This is a genomic window from Streptomyces ovatisporus (assembly GCF_042653885.1).
Taxonomy (GTDB): Bacteria; Actinomycetota; Actinomycetes; order Streptomycetales; family Streptomycetaceae; genus Streptomyces; species Streptomyces ovatisporus.
This window is the reverse complement of record NZ_JBHSFH010000005.1, coordinates 448,094-462,684: the sequence shown is the minus strand read 5'-3', so window position 1 is coordinate 462,684 and position 14,591 is coordinate 448,094. Positions and strand designations below refer to the sequence as shown.

The window sequence follows — 14,591 nt, the reverse complement described above, 5'->3', positions numbered from 1 at the left end:
TGCGTCGAGCGCGCCGTGGTCCCGAGCGGCCGATAGGCTCGCGCCATGGCAGCCGTACCCACCCCCCGTACCGCCGCGGGGCGCAAGGGGCTCGACGCGATCATGGGCGAACCCCGGCGTGCCGTCCTGGCTTTCGACTTCGACGGCACCCTGGCGCCCATCGTCCCCGACCCCGACGACGCCCGCGCCCACCCCGGTGCCGTGCCCGCTCTCTCCCGCCTCGCGCCGCGGCTCTGCGCGGTGGCGGTCGTCACGGGACGTCCGGCAGAGGACGCCGTGCGCTATGCGGGGCTCGCCGGGGCCGTGGGCCTGGAGCATCTCACCGTCCTCGGCGCTTACGGCGCGGAGCGCTGGGACGCGGCCACGGGCTCGGTCACCGCTGCGCCCCCGCCGCCCGGGGTGGCGGCCGTACGCGCCGAACTGCCCGGCCTGCTGGAGGATTCGGGCGCGCCCCCCGGCACCCGGATCGAGGACAAGGGCAGAGCGGTCGCCGTGCACACCCGGCGCACCGACGACCCCGCCGCCGCCCTCACCCTCCTGAGCGGGCCGCTCCACGCGCTGGCCGAGCGCCACGGCCTGCTCGTGGAACCCGGCCGCATGGTCCTGGAGCTGCGTGCTCCCGGGGCGGACAAGGGAGCGGCGCTGGAGGCGTACGTACGCGAAGTCGGGGGCGGTGCGGTGCTGTACGGCGGTGACGACCTGGGCGACCTGGCCGCCTTCGCCGCCGTGGAGAAGCTGCGCGGCGAGGGCGTACCCGGACTGCTGGTGTGCAGCGGCGGAGGGGAGACGGGCGAGAGCGTTCCCGAGATCGCCGACAGGGCGGACCTGGTCGTCGACGGCCCGTCCGGCGTCGTCCGCCTGCTGGAGTCGCTGGCCGGGTCCCTCGGCGACGGCGCGGACGGTCCCGATACGCCCTAAAGCGCGTGCAGTTGGTCGAGGAACCAGCGTGTCGGCGGCAGCGCCGTCGCCGCCGAGGCCAGCCGCCGGGTGCGTTCCGTCCGCTCGGCGTGCTCCATCGAGAGGCCCTCGTGCAGTGCGCGGGCGGTGTCCGCGATGTCGTACGGATTGACCACGATGGCGTCCTCGCCCAGTTCCTCGTACGCACCGGCCTCCCGCGAGAGCACCAGCGCGCAGCCCTCGTCGGAGACGACGGGCACCTCCTTGGCCACGAGGTTCATGCCGTCGCGGATGGGGTTGACCAGCGCCACGTCGGCCAGCCGGTAGGCCGCGAGGGAGCGGGCGAAGTCGTCCTTGAGGAACAGCACGACGGGTGTCCAGCTCTCCGTGCCGTGTGCCGAGTTGATCTCGTCGGCGACGCGCGAGACCTCGGCCATGTAGTCGCGGTAGACGGCGAGGTCCTGCCGTGACGGGTAGGCGAGGGCGAGATGCACCACGCGTTCGCGCCATTCGGGACGGTCGTCGAGCAGGCGGCGGTAGGCGTGCAGACCGCGCACGATGTTCTTGGACAGCTCGGTGCGATCGACCCGGACGAGCGCGCGCCGCGCCTTCCCGTCCGGCCCCCGGCCGATCTCCTCGCGCAGCGCCGCGATCCGCTCGTAGACGTCCTCGCGGTTCGCGCGCTCCCGCAGGAATTCGGCGTCGGCGCCGAGGCCGTGCACTCCGAGGCGGGTCGTGCGGCCCTCCAGCGTGACGTGGAGTTCACCTGTGGCCTCGTCGGTGCGGGTACTCGCCCCGAGCAGCCGCTCGCAGCAGTCGGCGAAGGCCCCCGCCCACCGCCGTGTCAGGAACGCGGCACGGTCCGCTCCGAGGATGCCGCGCAGCACCTGGCCGGCGACGGCGTCGGGCAGCATCCGGTAGTAGTCCGGCGGTGCCCAGGGAGTGTGCGAGAAGTGCCCGATGCGCAGGTCGGGCCGGAGCCGGCGCAGCCGGGCCGGAACCAGCGTCAGGTGGTAGTCCTGCACCATCACCGTGGCGTTCTCTGCGGCCTCCTCCGCCAGCGCTTCGGCGAAGGCCTCGTTGTAGCGCTCGTACGCGGCCCACTGACGCTCGAACTCCGTGTCGAAGGACGGCTCCAGCGGCGTCTGGTAGAGCAGGTGGTTGACGAACCAGAGCACGGAGTTGGCGACGCCGTTGTAGGCGTCGGAGAAGACGTCGGCCGGGATCTCCAGCATGCGTACCGACTGGCCGCCGGTGTCCGCGGGATCCAGCCTGCCGGCGAAGCGGCGTGCCGCCTCGCGGTCGCCGTCACCGAGCGCGGCGCACACCCACACGGTGCCGCCGTCCCCTGCGTTCCCGGCTGCCCCTTCGGAGCTCTCCGCGCTGATCGCGGACAGCCCCGAGACGAGCCCTCCACCGCCCCGCTTGACGGACAGTGAGCCGTCGTCGGCCTTCGAGTAGGAGACCGGCCCACGGTTGGAGGCGACGAGTACGCGGGCCTGCGAGTTTCCCTGCTGGGCGGAGCGGTCGGAAGCCATGGCCGGAGCTTAGCCCCGTCCACATCCACGCAAACGTGACATGCGCCGCGCGTGGCGTCCTACGCCGCACGCCGGGCCGCGTACTCCGGGACCTCCCGCATCGGCGGACGCTCCACCGTGTCCACGGCGTGGCTGCGGGGTGCGAAGCCCGCGAACCCTCCGCCGGCGCCCGCCCGTTCGAACTGCGTCAGCGTCGGGCGGACCAGACGGCTGCCGCGGGCGAGCCGCACCTGCGCCGTGTGGTGGATCGCGGCAGCCATCCGTCCCAGCGCCCGCCCGTCCTGGTGCCTGTGGTGCCGCACGCCGACGTCGACCTGGCCGAGCGCGTCGAGCCCGGCGGTGTGCAACGCGTCGACGAGCAGCCCCAGTTCCACGCCGTACCCGACCGGGAAGGGCAGCTGCTCCAGCAGCGTGCGCCGTGCCGCGTACTCCCCGCCGAGCGGCTGGACGAAGCCCGCCAGCCGCGGCCAGTGGAGGTTCAGCAGCGGGCGGGCGACGAGCTCGGTGACCCGTCCGCCGCCCGAGGGGTCGTCGCCGAGCGGACGGTCGTACATCGCCTTGACCAGTTGCAGCTGCGGATCGGTGAGCAGCGGTCCGACGATGCCGGAGACGAAGTCGGCGGAGAAGTCGCGCAGGTCGGCGTCGACGAAGCAGACGATGTCGCCGCTCGTCACCAGCAGCGAACGCCACAGCACCTCGCCCTTGCCGGGCAGCGCGGGCAGCCGCGGCAGCACGGCGTCCCGGTGCACGACCTGTGCGCCGGCCTCGGCCGCGACCTGAGCCGTGCGGTCCGTGGAACCGGAGTCCATCACCACGAGCTCGTCGACGAGCCCGACCGGACGGGCCGGCGCCATCAGCTCCCGCCGGATCGCCGAGACGATCTCCCCGACCGTCCGCTCCTCGTTGAGAGCCGGCAGCACCACGCTGACGCGGCTGCCCGCGGCGCGCTTCGCCGCAGGCAGTCCCGCCGGCGGTCGCTCGCCGCACGACCAGGAGCGACGGCCCAGCCACTGCTCGACTTCCTCCAGCACGCACGCACTCCCTGTGATCCATCTCGCGGTTCGGACGGCTGTCTCAACAGCCGGGTCCGTCGGCTACAGTCTTGAACAACGCGGACGGCGTCCGCATGCCGGGTCCGTCCCGGCTGCCGCCCACGTCACCGCGCAGGCCGCCGCCACGGCGTCCACAACTTCATACCGCTCATCCAGAGGGGCAGAGGGAACGGCCCGTTGAAGCCCCGGCAACCCTCCGGCCGGTCTCGCGTCCAGCGTCACAGCTGGTGTCCAGTGCGAGGCTCCCGGCTCGGGAAGGTGCCAATTCCGTCTCGTGGCGAGATACGTCACGGGGAAGATGAGGAGAAAGGGCCTCGCCGAATCATGGCAGTTCAAGCTGCTCCCGAGCAGTCCAACCCCCTCCCCGGCGAAGCGGGCGTCGCACTCGGTCCCGCCGCCGCACTCAGCTGCCGCGAATGCGGGGAGCGTCTGCCGCTCGGCCCGCTCTTCGCCTGCGAGGCGTGTTTCGGGCCGCTGGAGATCGCGTACGACTTTCCCGGCGGCGATCCGGCCCGGCTGCGTGAGCGGATCGAGGCGGGTCCCGACAACATCTGGCGGTACGCGCCGCTGCTGCCCGTGCCGGCGGACGTCGCCTCGAAGCCGAACATCAACCCGGGCTTCACCAAGCTCGTCAAGGCCGACCGGCTCGCCCGCGAACTCGGCGTGACCGGCTCCCTCCACGTCAAGGACGACTCCGGGAACCCCACGCACTCCTTCAAGGACCGCGTCGTCGCCATCGCCGTCGAGGCCGCACGGGCCTTCGGCTTCACCACCCTCTCCTGCTCGTCGACGGGCAACCTCGCGGGAGCCGTCGGCGCCGCGGCGGCCCGTGCGGGGCTGCGCTCGTGCGTGTTCATCCCGCACGACCTGGAGCAGGGCAAGGTCGTCATGGCCGCGGTCTACGGTGGCGACCTGGTCGGCATCGAGGGCAACTACGACGACGTGAACCGTTTCTGCTCCGAGCTGATCGGCGATCCGATCGGCGAGGGCTGGGGCTTCGTCAACGTCAACCTCCGTCCGTACTACGCGGAGGGCTCCAAGACGCTCGCCTACGAGATCTGTGAACAGCTGGGCTGGGAACTGCCGGACCAGCTCGTCGTGCCCATCGCCTCCGGCTCCCAGCTCACCAAGATCGACAAGGGGCTGAAGGAGCTCGTCGCCCTCGGCCTCGTCGAGGACAAGCCGTACAAGATCTTCGGCGCTCAGGCGGAGGGCTGCTCCCCGGTCTCCCGCGCCTTCAAGGAGGGGCACGACGTCGTACGCCCCGTCCGGCCGGACACGATCGCCAAGTCGCTGGCCATCGGCAACCCGGCCGACGGCCCGTACGTGCTGGACATCGCCCGCCGTACCGGCGGCGCGGTGGAGGACGTGACCGACGCGCAGATCGTCGACGCCATCAAGCTGCTGGCGCGGACCGAGGGCGTCTTCGCCGAGACGGCGGGCGGTGTGACGGTCGGGGTCACGAGGAAGCTCATCGAGGAGGGCGGGCTCGACCCGTCCCTCACCACCGTCGTCCTCAACACGGGCGACGGACTGAAGACACTGGACGCGGTGGCTCCGACGACGGGGCCCTCCGCGGTCATCCGCCCCAACCTGGACTCCTTCCGAGAGGCTGGTCTCGCATCATGAGCGTGAACGTCCGTATTCCGACCATCCTGCGCACCTACACCGGCGGTCAGGCGGAGGTGAGTGCCGAGGGTTCGACGCTCTCCGAGGTGCTGGCCGACCTCGAGAAGAACCACACGGGCATCGGCCCCCGCGTGCTGGACGACGCGGGCAAGCTGCGCCGTTTCGTCAATGTGTACGTGAACGACGACGACGTCCGCTTCGAGCAGGGTCTCGAGACCCCGACGCCCGACGGTGCGGGCGTCTCGATCATCCCGGCCGTGGCGGGTGGCTGCTGAGGTCGTGAGGGCTCGGTGAAGGCCCTTTGCCGCTTCGGTCGACCACCTACCGGCGAATCGCCCCCTTCCGGGACAAGTGCGAAGTGGAGGGGGCGATTCCGCGTCGCGGACCGCGATAGGGTGCGAGGAATCCCGCCCCGTAAGTGATCCGGTATGTGCCGGACGCATATGAGAACGCGACAAGTTGTGCGCGAAATCGGGGCGGCAATTGTCGTGTTGGCGCGCTATGCCTGGCCCTGCTTGCCCTGGTTTTCCGGGAGTTGAGGGCATTCGACCGCTCAGCCGCTGCCCAGAATTCTCGTCTTCATGGCCTGTTGCAGAGGGCGTCCGTGCAGATACATTCAGCCGCGGTCGACGCGTTCAGGCTCGTGTATCCCGTGCTCCCGCCGTGGGTGAGGGGACCGGCCGGGGGCGAGGTCTGACCCGGGTTCGTGAAGTGCGGGCTCGTGCAAGGGCCAGTAATAGGGGAGTTAGGCATGGCTCAGGGCACCGTCAAGTGGTTCAACGCGGAGAAGGGATACGGCTTCATCGCGGTCGACGGTGGTGCGGACGTATTCGTGCACTACAGCGCGATCCAGATGGACGGCTACCGCACCCTGGACGAAGGGCAGCGGGTCGAGTTCGAGATCTCGCAGGGGCAGAAGGGGCCGCAGGCCGACATGGTCCGCGTGACGGCCTGAGCGCCGGCCACACTGCGCAGAGAGTTGTACGAGGGGTCGTATCCCGCCAGGGGATACGGCCCCTCTACGCGTGTCCACGGTCCTGTGGCCCGCCTCCCACGGGGGCGCGGCGCGGGCCCTCCGCCGTCCGGCGTGATGTCCTGAGGGCGCTTGCACTCGCAGGGGTCGAGTGCTAATCATTGCGTTAGCACTCTACGAGTGAGAGTGACAGACAAGGACCGGGTCGGTGAGGCTCGTCCGCCGCGTGGAGCAAGGAACCACGCGGTGTGCGTGCCGTCCGTCGCGGGCGCCAGCGCGGTCCGGATAGACCCGTCCCCTGGTTGTGCAGGGGGATCCCCAGTCCGGGAGGGACCACTTCACATGGCCAAGATCATCGCGTTCGACGAGGAGGCGCGGCGCGGCCTCGAGCGCGGGATGAACCAGCTCGCCGACGCCGTCAAGGTCACGCTCGGCCCCAAGGGCCGGAACGTCGTGCTGGAGAAGAAGTGGGGCGCCCCCACGATCACCAACGACGGCGTCTCCATCGCCAAGGAGATCGAGCTCGAGGACTCCTACGAGAAGATCGGCGCCGAGCTGGTCAAGGAGGTCGCGAAGAAGACGGACGACGTCGCCGGTGACGGCACGACGACCGCGACCGTCCTGGCCCAGGCGCTCGTCAAGGAAGGTCTGCGCAACGTCGCCGCAGGCGCCAACCCGATGGCCCTGAAGCGTGGCATCGAGCGCGCCACCGAGGCCGTCTCGGCCGCCCTGCTGGAGCAGGCCAAGGATGTGGAGACCAAGGAGCAGATCGCTTCGACGGCCTCCATCTCCGCCGGCGACCCGCAGATCGGCGAGCTGATCGCCGAGGCGATGGACAAGGTCGGCAAGGAAGGCGTCATCACCGTCGAGGAGTCGCAGACCTTCGGGCTCGAACTCGAGCTCACCGAGGGCATGCGCTTCGACAAGGGCTACATCTCCGCGTACTTCGCCACCGACATGGAGCGCATGGAGGCGGAGCTCGAGGACCCCTACATCCTCATCGTCAACTCCAAGATCGGCAGCGTGAAGGACCTGCTGCCGCTGCTGGAGAAGGTCATGCAGTCCGGCAAGCCGCTGCTGATCATCGCCGAGGACGTCGAGGGCGAGGCCCTGTCCACCCTGGTCGTCAACAAGATCCGCGGCACCTTCAAGTCCGTCGCCGTGAAGGCTCCGGGCTTCGGTGACCGCCGCAAGGCGATGCTCGGCGACATCGCCATCCTCACCGGCGGCACGGTCATCTCCGAAGAGGTCGGCCTCAAGCTGGAGAACGCCGGTCTGGACCTGCTGGGCCGCGCCCGCAAGGTCGTCATCACCAAGGACGAGACGACCATCGTCGACGGCGCGGGTGACAGCGAGCAGGTCGCCGGCCGCGTCGCGCAGATCCGCGCGGAGATCGACAACTCCGACTCGGACTACGACCGCGAGAAGCTCCAGGAGCGTCTGGCCAAGCTGGCCGGCGGTGTCGCCGTCATCAAGGCCGGTGCCGCCACCGAGGTCGAGCTGAAGGAGCGCAAGCACCGCATCGAGGACGCGGTGCGCAACGCCAAGGCCGCCGTCGAGGAGGGCATCGTCGCCGGTGGTGGCGTGGCTCTGATCCAGGCTTCCAGCGTCTTCGAGAAGCTGGACCTGGAGGGCGACGAGGCGACCGGTGCGCAGGCCGTCAAGTACGCGCTGGAGGCCCCGCTCAAGCAGATCGCGGTCAACGCCGGTCTCGAGGGCGGCGTCGTGACGGAGAAGGTGCGCAACCTGCAGAAGGGTCACGGCCTCAACGCCGCGACCGGCGAGTACGTCGACATGCTGGCCGAGGGCATCAACGACCCGGCCAAGGTCACGCGCTCCGCGCTGCAGAACGCCGCCTCCATCGCGGCGCTCTTCCTGACCACGGAGGCCGTCATCGCCGACAAGCCGGAGAAGGCGGCCGCGGGTGCGGCCGACCCGACCGGTGGCATGGGCGGTGGCATGGACTTCTGATCGCGCAGCGGTCAGCAGTCCCGCCCGCACCGGCCGGGCAGGTCACGGACCGAGGGCGGCATCCCGGGAGTACCGGGGTGCCGCCCTCGGCGTGTTTCACACGCGGGCTCCGTTGTCGCCCGGCCGCCTCCCCGGCAAGCGCTTGCGGCGTTCACGTCGGCGGGGGTCCGGCAACCGGTTGCCGGGCTCGTCGCTCCCGTTCTGTTCCTCCGCCCCATGATTCCGGTCGTCGTCGCTGCCGGGGCGGGGGCCCCGGCCGTCCCTGCGGTTCTCCAGCTCGACGGCGAGCGGCGCACCGACGAACATCGACGAGTACGAGCCGGTCACGACGCCGATCAGCAGGGCCACGGCGAAGTCGTTGAGCGAGTCGCCGCCCAGTGCGGCCAGGGCGGCGACGATGAACAGCGCCCCCATGCCGGTGTTGAGCGTGCGCGGCACCGTCCGCACGACCGCGCTGTTGACGACGCTTCGGAACGTCTTCCCGCGAGGTGTGCGCTCCTCGCTGCGGACCCTGTCGAAGATGACGACCGAGTCGTTGACCGAATAGCCGATGACGGTGAGCAGTGCTGCCAGGAACACCCCGTCCACCGGCTTGCCCAGCCACGCGAACGCGCCGACGAGGATGACGGCGTCGTGGGCGAGCGCGAGGACCGAGGCGGCCGAGAACGTCCAGCGGAAGCGGAACGCCAGGTAGGCGAGCTGCGCCGAGAGCGCCACCGCGAGGGCGGTCAGGGCGTTCCGGCGCAGTTCGTCGCCGAGGCTCGGTCCGAACAGTTCGTCGCGTACCTTCTCGGCCTCGCCGCCGAGGCCGGCGAGTGTCGAACGTACCGTTGCCTCCTGTTCGTCGGTGAGGTTCTCGGAACGCACCGAGATCTCCTCGCCGCCGGAGCTCTGCACGAGCGTGTCCGGCAGGCCGGCGTCCGCGAGTGCGGTACGGGCCCGCTCGGGGTCGACGGCCGAGGACGTCGAGTACTCGACGAGCCGGCCGCCGGTGAACTCGACGCCGAAGTCCAGCCCGCGCAGCACGATCCCGGCGATCGCGGCGAGCACGGCGAGGGACGAGAAGGCCAGCCAGCGCCGTCCGTGACGCATCCAGTCCGGGTCACGCGCGGTCAGCCGGGTGCGTACGCGGCCGAGTCCGGCGAGGCCCGTCAGCTTCGGGCGGGCGCGGACGGTGCGGCGCGCCACCACGGAGTCCACCAGGACGCGGGTGACGACCAGCGCACTGATCATCGAGGCCAGCACACCGATCGACAGCGTCACCCCGAAACCGCGCACCGGCCCGGAGGCGAGGGTGAACAGCAGCAGCGCGGCGAGCAGCGTCGTGACGTTGGAGTCGACGACGGCACCGAAGGCACCGCGGAAGCCCTTCACCGTGGCGGTGCGCAGACTTCTCCTCCGGGGCGGCGCGGACGCGTACTCCTCGCGGGCGCGTTCGAAGACGAGGACGTTGGCATCCACGGCCATGCCGATCGCGAGGACGAAACCGGCGAGGCCGGGGAGGGTGAGTGTCGCTCCGAACGCGAGCAGCGCCGCGTACGAGATCAGCCCGTAGCACAGCAGGCCGATCGCGGTGAGGAGACCGAGCAGCCGGTACACGCAGACGATGAACGCCGACGTGAGCAGGACGCCGATCACGGCGGCCCACGCACTCGCGTCGATGGCCTCCTCGCCGAGCGTCGGGCCGACGGTGCGCTGTTCGATGACCTCGACCGGTACGGGGAGGGCGCCGCCCTCGATCAGCGTCGCGAGCTCCTTGGCGCCGGACTCGCCGAAGTCACCCGTGATCTGGGTGTTTCCCCCGGTGATCCCCTGTTTGCAGGGCACGGACGGGTCGATCTGCGGTGAGGAGATGACCTTCTCGTCCAGCACGATCGCGACGCGCCGCTTCGGATCACCGGCAGCGGCGCAGGCAGCCTCGCCGGTCAGCTCCGCCCAGGTGTCCTTGCCCTTCGCGCGGAAGGCCAGGTCGATGAACCAGCCCGAACCCCGCTGGGGATCGATGGCCGCCTCCGCTGCCTTCACCTCCTTCCCGGTCATCGCGGCGCCGCCCACCTGCACGCGCCGCCCCGACTCGTCGGGCAGCACACCGCCGTCGCCTCCGCGCGGAGGCTTCTCGCCGGTGCCCTTGGGCGGGGCGTCCTTCACGGGATGAAAGGTGAGCTGTGCCGTACGGCCGAGGACCTCGGCGGCTTCCCGCGGGTCCTGGAGGCCCGGCAGTTCGACGACGATGCGGGTGTCGCCGGAGCGGACGAGGGTGGGTTCGGAGACTCCCAGCGCGTCGACGCGCTGGCGCAGCACCTCCATGGCGTCGTCGGTGGTCCGGGGTGTGGCTTTCGAGGTGGCGGAGTCGCGGGCTTCGAGAACGATCTGCGTACCACCGCGCAGATCGATGCCCAGGCGGGGCTGTTTGGTGACGGCGAGTGCCGCGGCCAGAGCCATGACGGCAAGCGCGATCACCGCCCGCACCCTGTTGGCGCGAGTCATCGGTTTCTTCCTCCTGCACAGGCACACCGGGTTCCCGTCGGGGACGGGGTCCGGTGGTGAACGACTTGGGACCGGGGCCGCCTCGACGCGAGCGGAGGGAGCCGCCGGGTGATGCCGACGTCACGCGGGGACGCAGAACCGGCCAGGCGCCGGATGCGGTGCGGACGTCGGGTGTCAGATGCCTGTGGAGGGCGGCGGAGCGCGCCCGTGGCGCGGTGACCGGTGCGCGAGGTGCGCGGCCGAGACGGCGGGCGGTGCCGGAAGTACGGAACCGTCCCAGGCCGGGTTCTCCTGCCCTGCCGCGGGCAGCAGCGGAGCGGCCGGATGACCGGCGAGAAGGGGCGGAGGGGTACGCGTGCCCCGCAGGTGGGGTGCGTCGTCCGCGGTGTCGGAGCCGGAGGCGACGGCGGTCGCGTGGGTGCCCGGGGTCTGGCCCGGCTGGAGCGGGGCGGGGGCGGCGGGCGACGAACCGCCCAGCACGGCCAGCACCACCGCGAACAGGAGGCCGGCCAGACGTGCGGACAGGCGCGAGGGCGGCGCCTTGCGGCTGATCACCACGCGCTCACCTCACCCGTCCGGCCGTGACCGCGCCGGAAAGGAAGGGGGCGCGGACTGCCCACCCTGCCACAGGACTTCGGCGGGCAGTGCGGGACCGGGACGGTGTTCGACCGGGGAGGCCCGGAGCGGGGTGACCCGCGGGGGCGTCCCCTGCCCCGGGCAGCAGGTCTCACGCGAGGTCAGCCGGAGCTGTCGGGCCGTCCGGGGGTGAGACCGCTGCGGTGGGCGGGGGCGCCGAGCGTCAGTGAGAAGCGCCGGGCCGCGGCGGCCACGGCCCGCCCGCATCCCGCCAGGGCGTCCACGTCCGAGAAGTTGCTCAGGGTGGCTGCGCTCATGCCGCCGACTGCCGTACCCGAGTGGTCGAAGACCGGGGCTCCGACGGCGATGACGCCCGCCTCGTTCTCCTCGTGGTCTTCGGCGTACCCGCGGCGGCGGACCGCGGCCAGCTCTTCCAGCAGCTTCGCGGGGTCGGTGTGCGTGGATTCCGTACGGGCCGGCATGCCGGTGCGTTTCAGCAGCGCGAGCACCGACTCCTCCGGGAGGGAGGCCAGCACGGACTTCCCCACGGACGTGGAGTGCAGCGCGAGGCTCATGCCGACGCGGGAGGCCAGCCGGTACGGCCTGTCGGCCTCGAGCTTGGCGGCGTAGACCGCTTCGTCGCCGGTGAGCAGGGCGAAGTGGACTGTCCAGTCCGTCTCTTCGCGGAGCTCCTCCAGGGTGGGCAGCGCCTGGTTGGGGAGGTCCACCTCGCGCTGGTGGCTGCCGACGAGGGTGAGGATGCGGGGGCCGCCGGTGTAGCTGCCCCGGCCCAGGTACCGGGCGAAGCCGCGCTGGACGAGGGTCTGGAGGATCCGGTGGACCGTCGGCTTGGGCAGCGAGGTGACCTCGGAGATCTCGGCGATGCTGCGGTGCCGGGCCAGCGCCTCCAGCACGTCGAGTGTCTTGTCTGCCGCCGTACGGCGCGCCTCACCGGCCATCGCCCCAGTCTACGGGCGGTGGCGGAGGGGTCCAGGGCGTACGGGGACGGGCAGAAGGCGCGCCCGGGTCTTCCTCTGCGCGGTGGGTTCCCAGCCGGGGAGGGCTGTGGCAGCATCTCGGCATCCTCAGGAATTCCGGAATGGAATTCCTTCACGCGGAATATTGAGCTGCGGCGAGACGTGAGGAGACGCCCGATGTCCAGCACAGCGAGTCGCCCGGACGCCCCGGGAGGGCGCAGCGCGCGGACCGACAGCGAACTGCGGCGCGTGGTGACCGCGTCCGTCGTCGGCACGGCGCTCGAGTGGTACGACTTCTTCATCTACGGCACGGCCGTCGTCCTCGTCTTCAACGATCTGTTCTTCGTCCAGGACGATCCGGCCATGGGCACGCTCATCGGCCTGGCGACCTTCGGGGTCGGCTTCGTCTTCCGCCCTGTCGGCGGCTTCTTCTTCGGGGCGCTGGGCGACCGCATCGGCAGACGTTCCACGCTCGTACTGACGACGCTCGTCATGGGGATCTCCACGGGGCTGATCGGTCTGCTGCCGACGTACGCGTCGATCGGCGTCGCGGCGCCGGTGCTGCTGACGCTCATGCGGGTGTGCCAAGGACTGGGCGCGGGAGCCGAGTTCGGGGGTGCCTCGACCCTGCTCGCCGAACACGCGCCGGCCGAACGGCGCGGGTTCTACGCCTCGTTCGCGCAGATGGGCGTGCAGATCGGGCTCGTACTGGGCACGGTGGTCTTCCTGCTGGTGGGGCTGATGCCGCAGGCGAGCCAGCAGTCGTGGGGATGGCGGCTGCCGTTCCTCTTCAGCTTCGTGCTGATCGCCGTGTCGCTCTACCTGCGGCTGCGCGTCGCCGAATCACCGGTCTTCCAGCGGATGAAGGCGGACCGGAACGTGGTGAAGCTGCCGGTGCGCGAGGCGCTGAAGCGCTACCCGCGCAGTTTCCTCGTGGGGATCGGGGCGCACATCTGCGACACGTCCGTCGTCTACATCTACGCCACGTTCTCCGTGTCGTACCTGACGGTGCAGGTCGAACAGCCCAAGTGGGTGGCTCTGACCGGCGTGATCTCGTTCGGTCTCGTCGTGATCGCTCTGCAGCCCGTGTACGGCGCCCTCTCCGACCGCGTCGGACGCAGGCCGCTGAACCTCTTCAGCGTCGTCTTCACCGGGCTGTTCGCGTACCCGTTCTTCGTGCTGCTCGACACGGGTGTGCCCGTCGTCATCTGGCTCGCGATGATCGTGGCCACCTCGCTGGGCCTGGCGCCGATGATCGCGGTCCAGCCGGCCTTCTACGCCGAGCTGTTCGGGGCCCGGGTCCGCTACACGGGCTTCGCGGCCTCACGGGAGATCGGTGCCGCGCTCGCCGGGTTCTCCCCCTTCATCGCGGCGGCGCTGCTCGGGTACGCGGACGGGGACCCGTGGCTCGTCGCGCTGTTCATGGCGGGCACGGCGGTGATCTCGCTCGTGGCGTTCCTCTACTCCAAGGAGTCCCGCGAGACGGACGTCGGGCTCGCCGAGCACGCCCCGGCGGCGCCCGCGGTGCCGCCGGACGCGGCGGACGCGGCGGATGTGCCGGAGCCCGGCTCCGGAAAGGAGTGAGGGCGGCGATGGAGCTGCAGAACAAGGTCGCCGTCGTCACCGGGGGCTGCACCGGCATCGGACGGGCGACCGCGGTCGCCCTCGCCGACGCGGGTGTGCGCGCGGTCGCAGCGAGCTGGACGCGGTCGGCCGAAGCCGCGGAGGAGTTCGCACGCGTCGTCGCGCGCCACGGGTGCGAAGCCATGACGGTCCGCGCCGACGTGGCCGACGACACGGCCGTACGGGCCTTCGCCGACAGCGTGCTGGAGCGTTTCGGACGGGCGGACGTACTGGTCAACAACGCGGGCACCACTCGCGCCGTGTCGGAGGCCGATCTGGACGGGCTGAGCGACGAGATCTGGCACGAGCTGCTGGACGTCAACGTCGTCGGCGCCTTCCGCAGCACCCGCGCCCTCGCCCCCGCCCTCCGGGAGGCTGCGGGGGCGGTGGTCAACATCTCCTCCATCTCCGCCTACCGCGCGGGCGGTTCGTCCATCGCGTACGGCGTGAGCAAGGCGGCGATGCTGCAGCTGACCCGGAACCTCGCGAGCGCCCTCGCCCCGGACGTACGCGTCAACGCTGTCGCACCGGGCACCGTAGCGACCCGCTGGCAGACGGCCCTGCACGGTGAGGAGGGTTTCGCCGAACGCGCCCTGGCCGAGCGGGAACACGTACCGCTGCGCAGGACGGCCGAGCCAGGGCACGTGGCGCAGGCGGTACTCGGGCTGCTGGGGATGGACATGGTGACGGGGGAGACGGTCGTCGTGGACGGAGGCAAGCACGTGCGGTACTGAGCTTCGGGCGGGCCGCGGCGGGCGGCGCATCGGCGCCCCGGGCCGGTGCACGCGCTGTGCCGTCGTGCCCTGCGCCGCAGTGGTCTGTACCCGACGGGCAGCGACAGCGTCACGTAGATCACGACGAAGAACGT

12 protein-coding genes and 1 riboswitch are annotated in these 14,591 nt (G+C 71.1%); of the genes, 7 read left to right on the top strand and 5 right to left on the bottom strand.

All coding sequences use genetic code 11. The features are described from left to right. Positions 1-45: 45 nt before the first annotated feature. Positions 46-918 (top strand): trehalose-phosphatase, encoded by an 873-nt coding sequence (gene otsB / locus ACFPA8_RS10440; protein ID WP_386445751.1) that lies wholly within the window; start codon positions 46-48, stop codon positions 916-918. Here the strand turns inward: otsB and ACFPA8_RS10435 are convergent. Together ACFPA8_RS10435 and ACFPA8_RS10430 are read right to left on the bottom strand one after the other, a co-directional pair. Further along, complete coding sequence (locus ACFPA8_RS10435) at positions 915-2,435, bottom strand: alpha,alpha-trehalose-phosphate synthase (UDP-forming) (RefSeq protein WP_386445748.1); 1,521 nt, start codon at positions 2,433-2,435, stop codon at positions 915-917. The two genes, otsB and ACFPA8_RS10435, sit on opposite strands and share 4 nt — an antisense overlap. A 59-nt stretch (positions 2,436-2,494) precedes the next feature. Further along, positions 2,495-3,466 (bottom strand): glucosyl-3-phosphoglycerate synthase, encoded by a 972-nt coding sequence (locus ACFPA8_RS10430; RefSeq protein ID WP_386445745.1) that lies wholly within the window; start codon positions 3,464-3,466, stop codon positions 2,495-2,497. A 166-nt stretch (positions 3,467-3,632) separates the two neighbouring features. Further along, a riboswitch (SAM riboswitch) is annotated at positions 3,633-3,792 on the top strand. A 19-nt stretch (positions 3,793-3,811) separates the two neighbouring features. On the opposite strand from ACFPA8_RS10430, the gene thrC reads away from it, so the two are divergent. The 4 genes from thrC (at position 3,812) to groL (ending at position 8,060) form a co-directional block, all read left to right on the top strand. Then, on the top strand, positions 3,812-5,116 hold the full coding sequence (gene thrC, locus ACFPA8_RS10425) for a threonine synthase (RefSeq protein WP_386445742.1): 1,305 nt from the start codon (positions 3,812-3,814) through the stop codon (positions 5,114-5,116). Beyond that, complete coding sequence (locus tag ACFPA8_RS10420) at positions 5,113-5,391, top strand: MoaD/ThiS family protein (RefSeq protein WP_386445739.1); 279 nt, start codon at positions 5,113-5,115, stop codon at positions 5,389-5,391. The genes thrC and ACFPA8_RS10420 overlap by 4 nt, the downstream gene beginning before the upstream one ends. A gap of 476 nt (positions 5,392-5,867) precedes the next feature. Then, the gene (locus tag ACFPA8_RS10415) at positions 5,868-6,071 is read left to right on the top strand and encodes a cold-shock protein (protein ID WP_028429801.1); all 204 of its coding nucleotides are present in this window, start codon (positions 5,868-5,870) and stop codon (positions 6,069-6,071) included. A 360-nt stretch (positions 6,072-6,431) separates the two neighbouring features. After that, the gene (gene groL, locus ACFPA8_RS10410; protein WP_386445735.1) at positions 6,432-8,060 is read left to right on the top strand and encodes a chaperonin GroEL; all 1,629 of its coding nucleotides are present in this window, start codon (positions 6,432-6,434) and stop codon (positions 8,058-8,060) included. 96 nt (positions 8,061-8,156) lie between these two features. Here groL and secD read toward each other — a convergent pair whose 3' ends face one another. From secD to ACFPA8_RS10395, 3 genes are all read right to left on the bottom strand, one after another. Then, entirely contained in the window at positions 8,157-10,547 is a 2,391-nt protein-coding gene (gene secD / locus ACFPA8_RS10405; RefSeq protein WP_386445732.1) for a protein translocase subunit SecD, read from the bottom strand. A 174-nt stretch (positions 10,548-10,721) separates the two neighbouring features. Continuing rightward, positions 10,722-11,105: a hypothetical protein gene (locus ACFPA8_RS10400; protein WP_386445729.1), complete on the bottom strand. Its 384-nt coding sequence runs from the start codon at positions 11,103-11,105 to the stop codon at positions 10,722-10,724. Between the two features lie 179 nt (positions 11,106-11,284). After that, the gene (locus tag ACFPA8_RS10395) at positions 11,285-12,082 is read right to left on the bottom strand and encodes an IclR family transcriptional regulator (protein ID WP_386445726.1); all 798 of its coding nucleotides are present in this window, start codon (positions 12,080-12,082) and stop codon (positions 11,285-11,287) included. Positions 12,083-12,277: 195 nt separating this feature from the next. Here ACFPA8_RS10395 and ACFPA8_RS10390 point away from each other — a divergent pair, with 195 nt between their 5' ends. Together ACFPA8_RS10390 and ACFPA8_RS10385 are read left to right on the top strand one after the other, a co-directional pair. Beyond that, on the top strand, positions 12,278-13,684 hold the full coding sequence (locus ACFPA8_RS10390; protein ID WP_386445723.1) for an MFS transporter: 1,407 nt from the start codon (positions 12,278-12,280) through the stop codon (positions 13,682-13,684). Positions 13,685-13,692: 8 nt separating this feature from the next. Continuing rightward, positions 13,693-14,457: an SDR family NAD(P)-dependent oxidoreductase gene (locus tag ACFPA8_RS10385; RefSeq protein ID WP_386445721.1), complete on the top strand. Its 765-nt coding sequence runs from the start codon at positions 13,693-13,695 to the stop codon at positions 14,455-14,457. Positions 14,458-14,591: the final 134 nt, after the last annotated feature.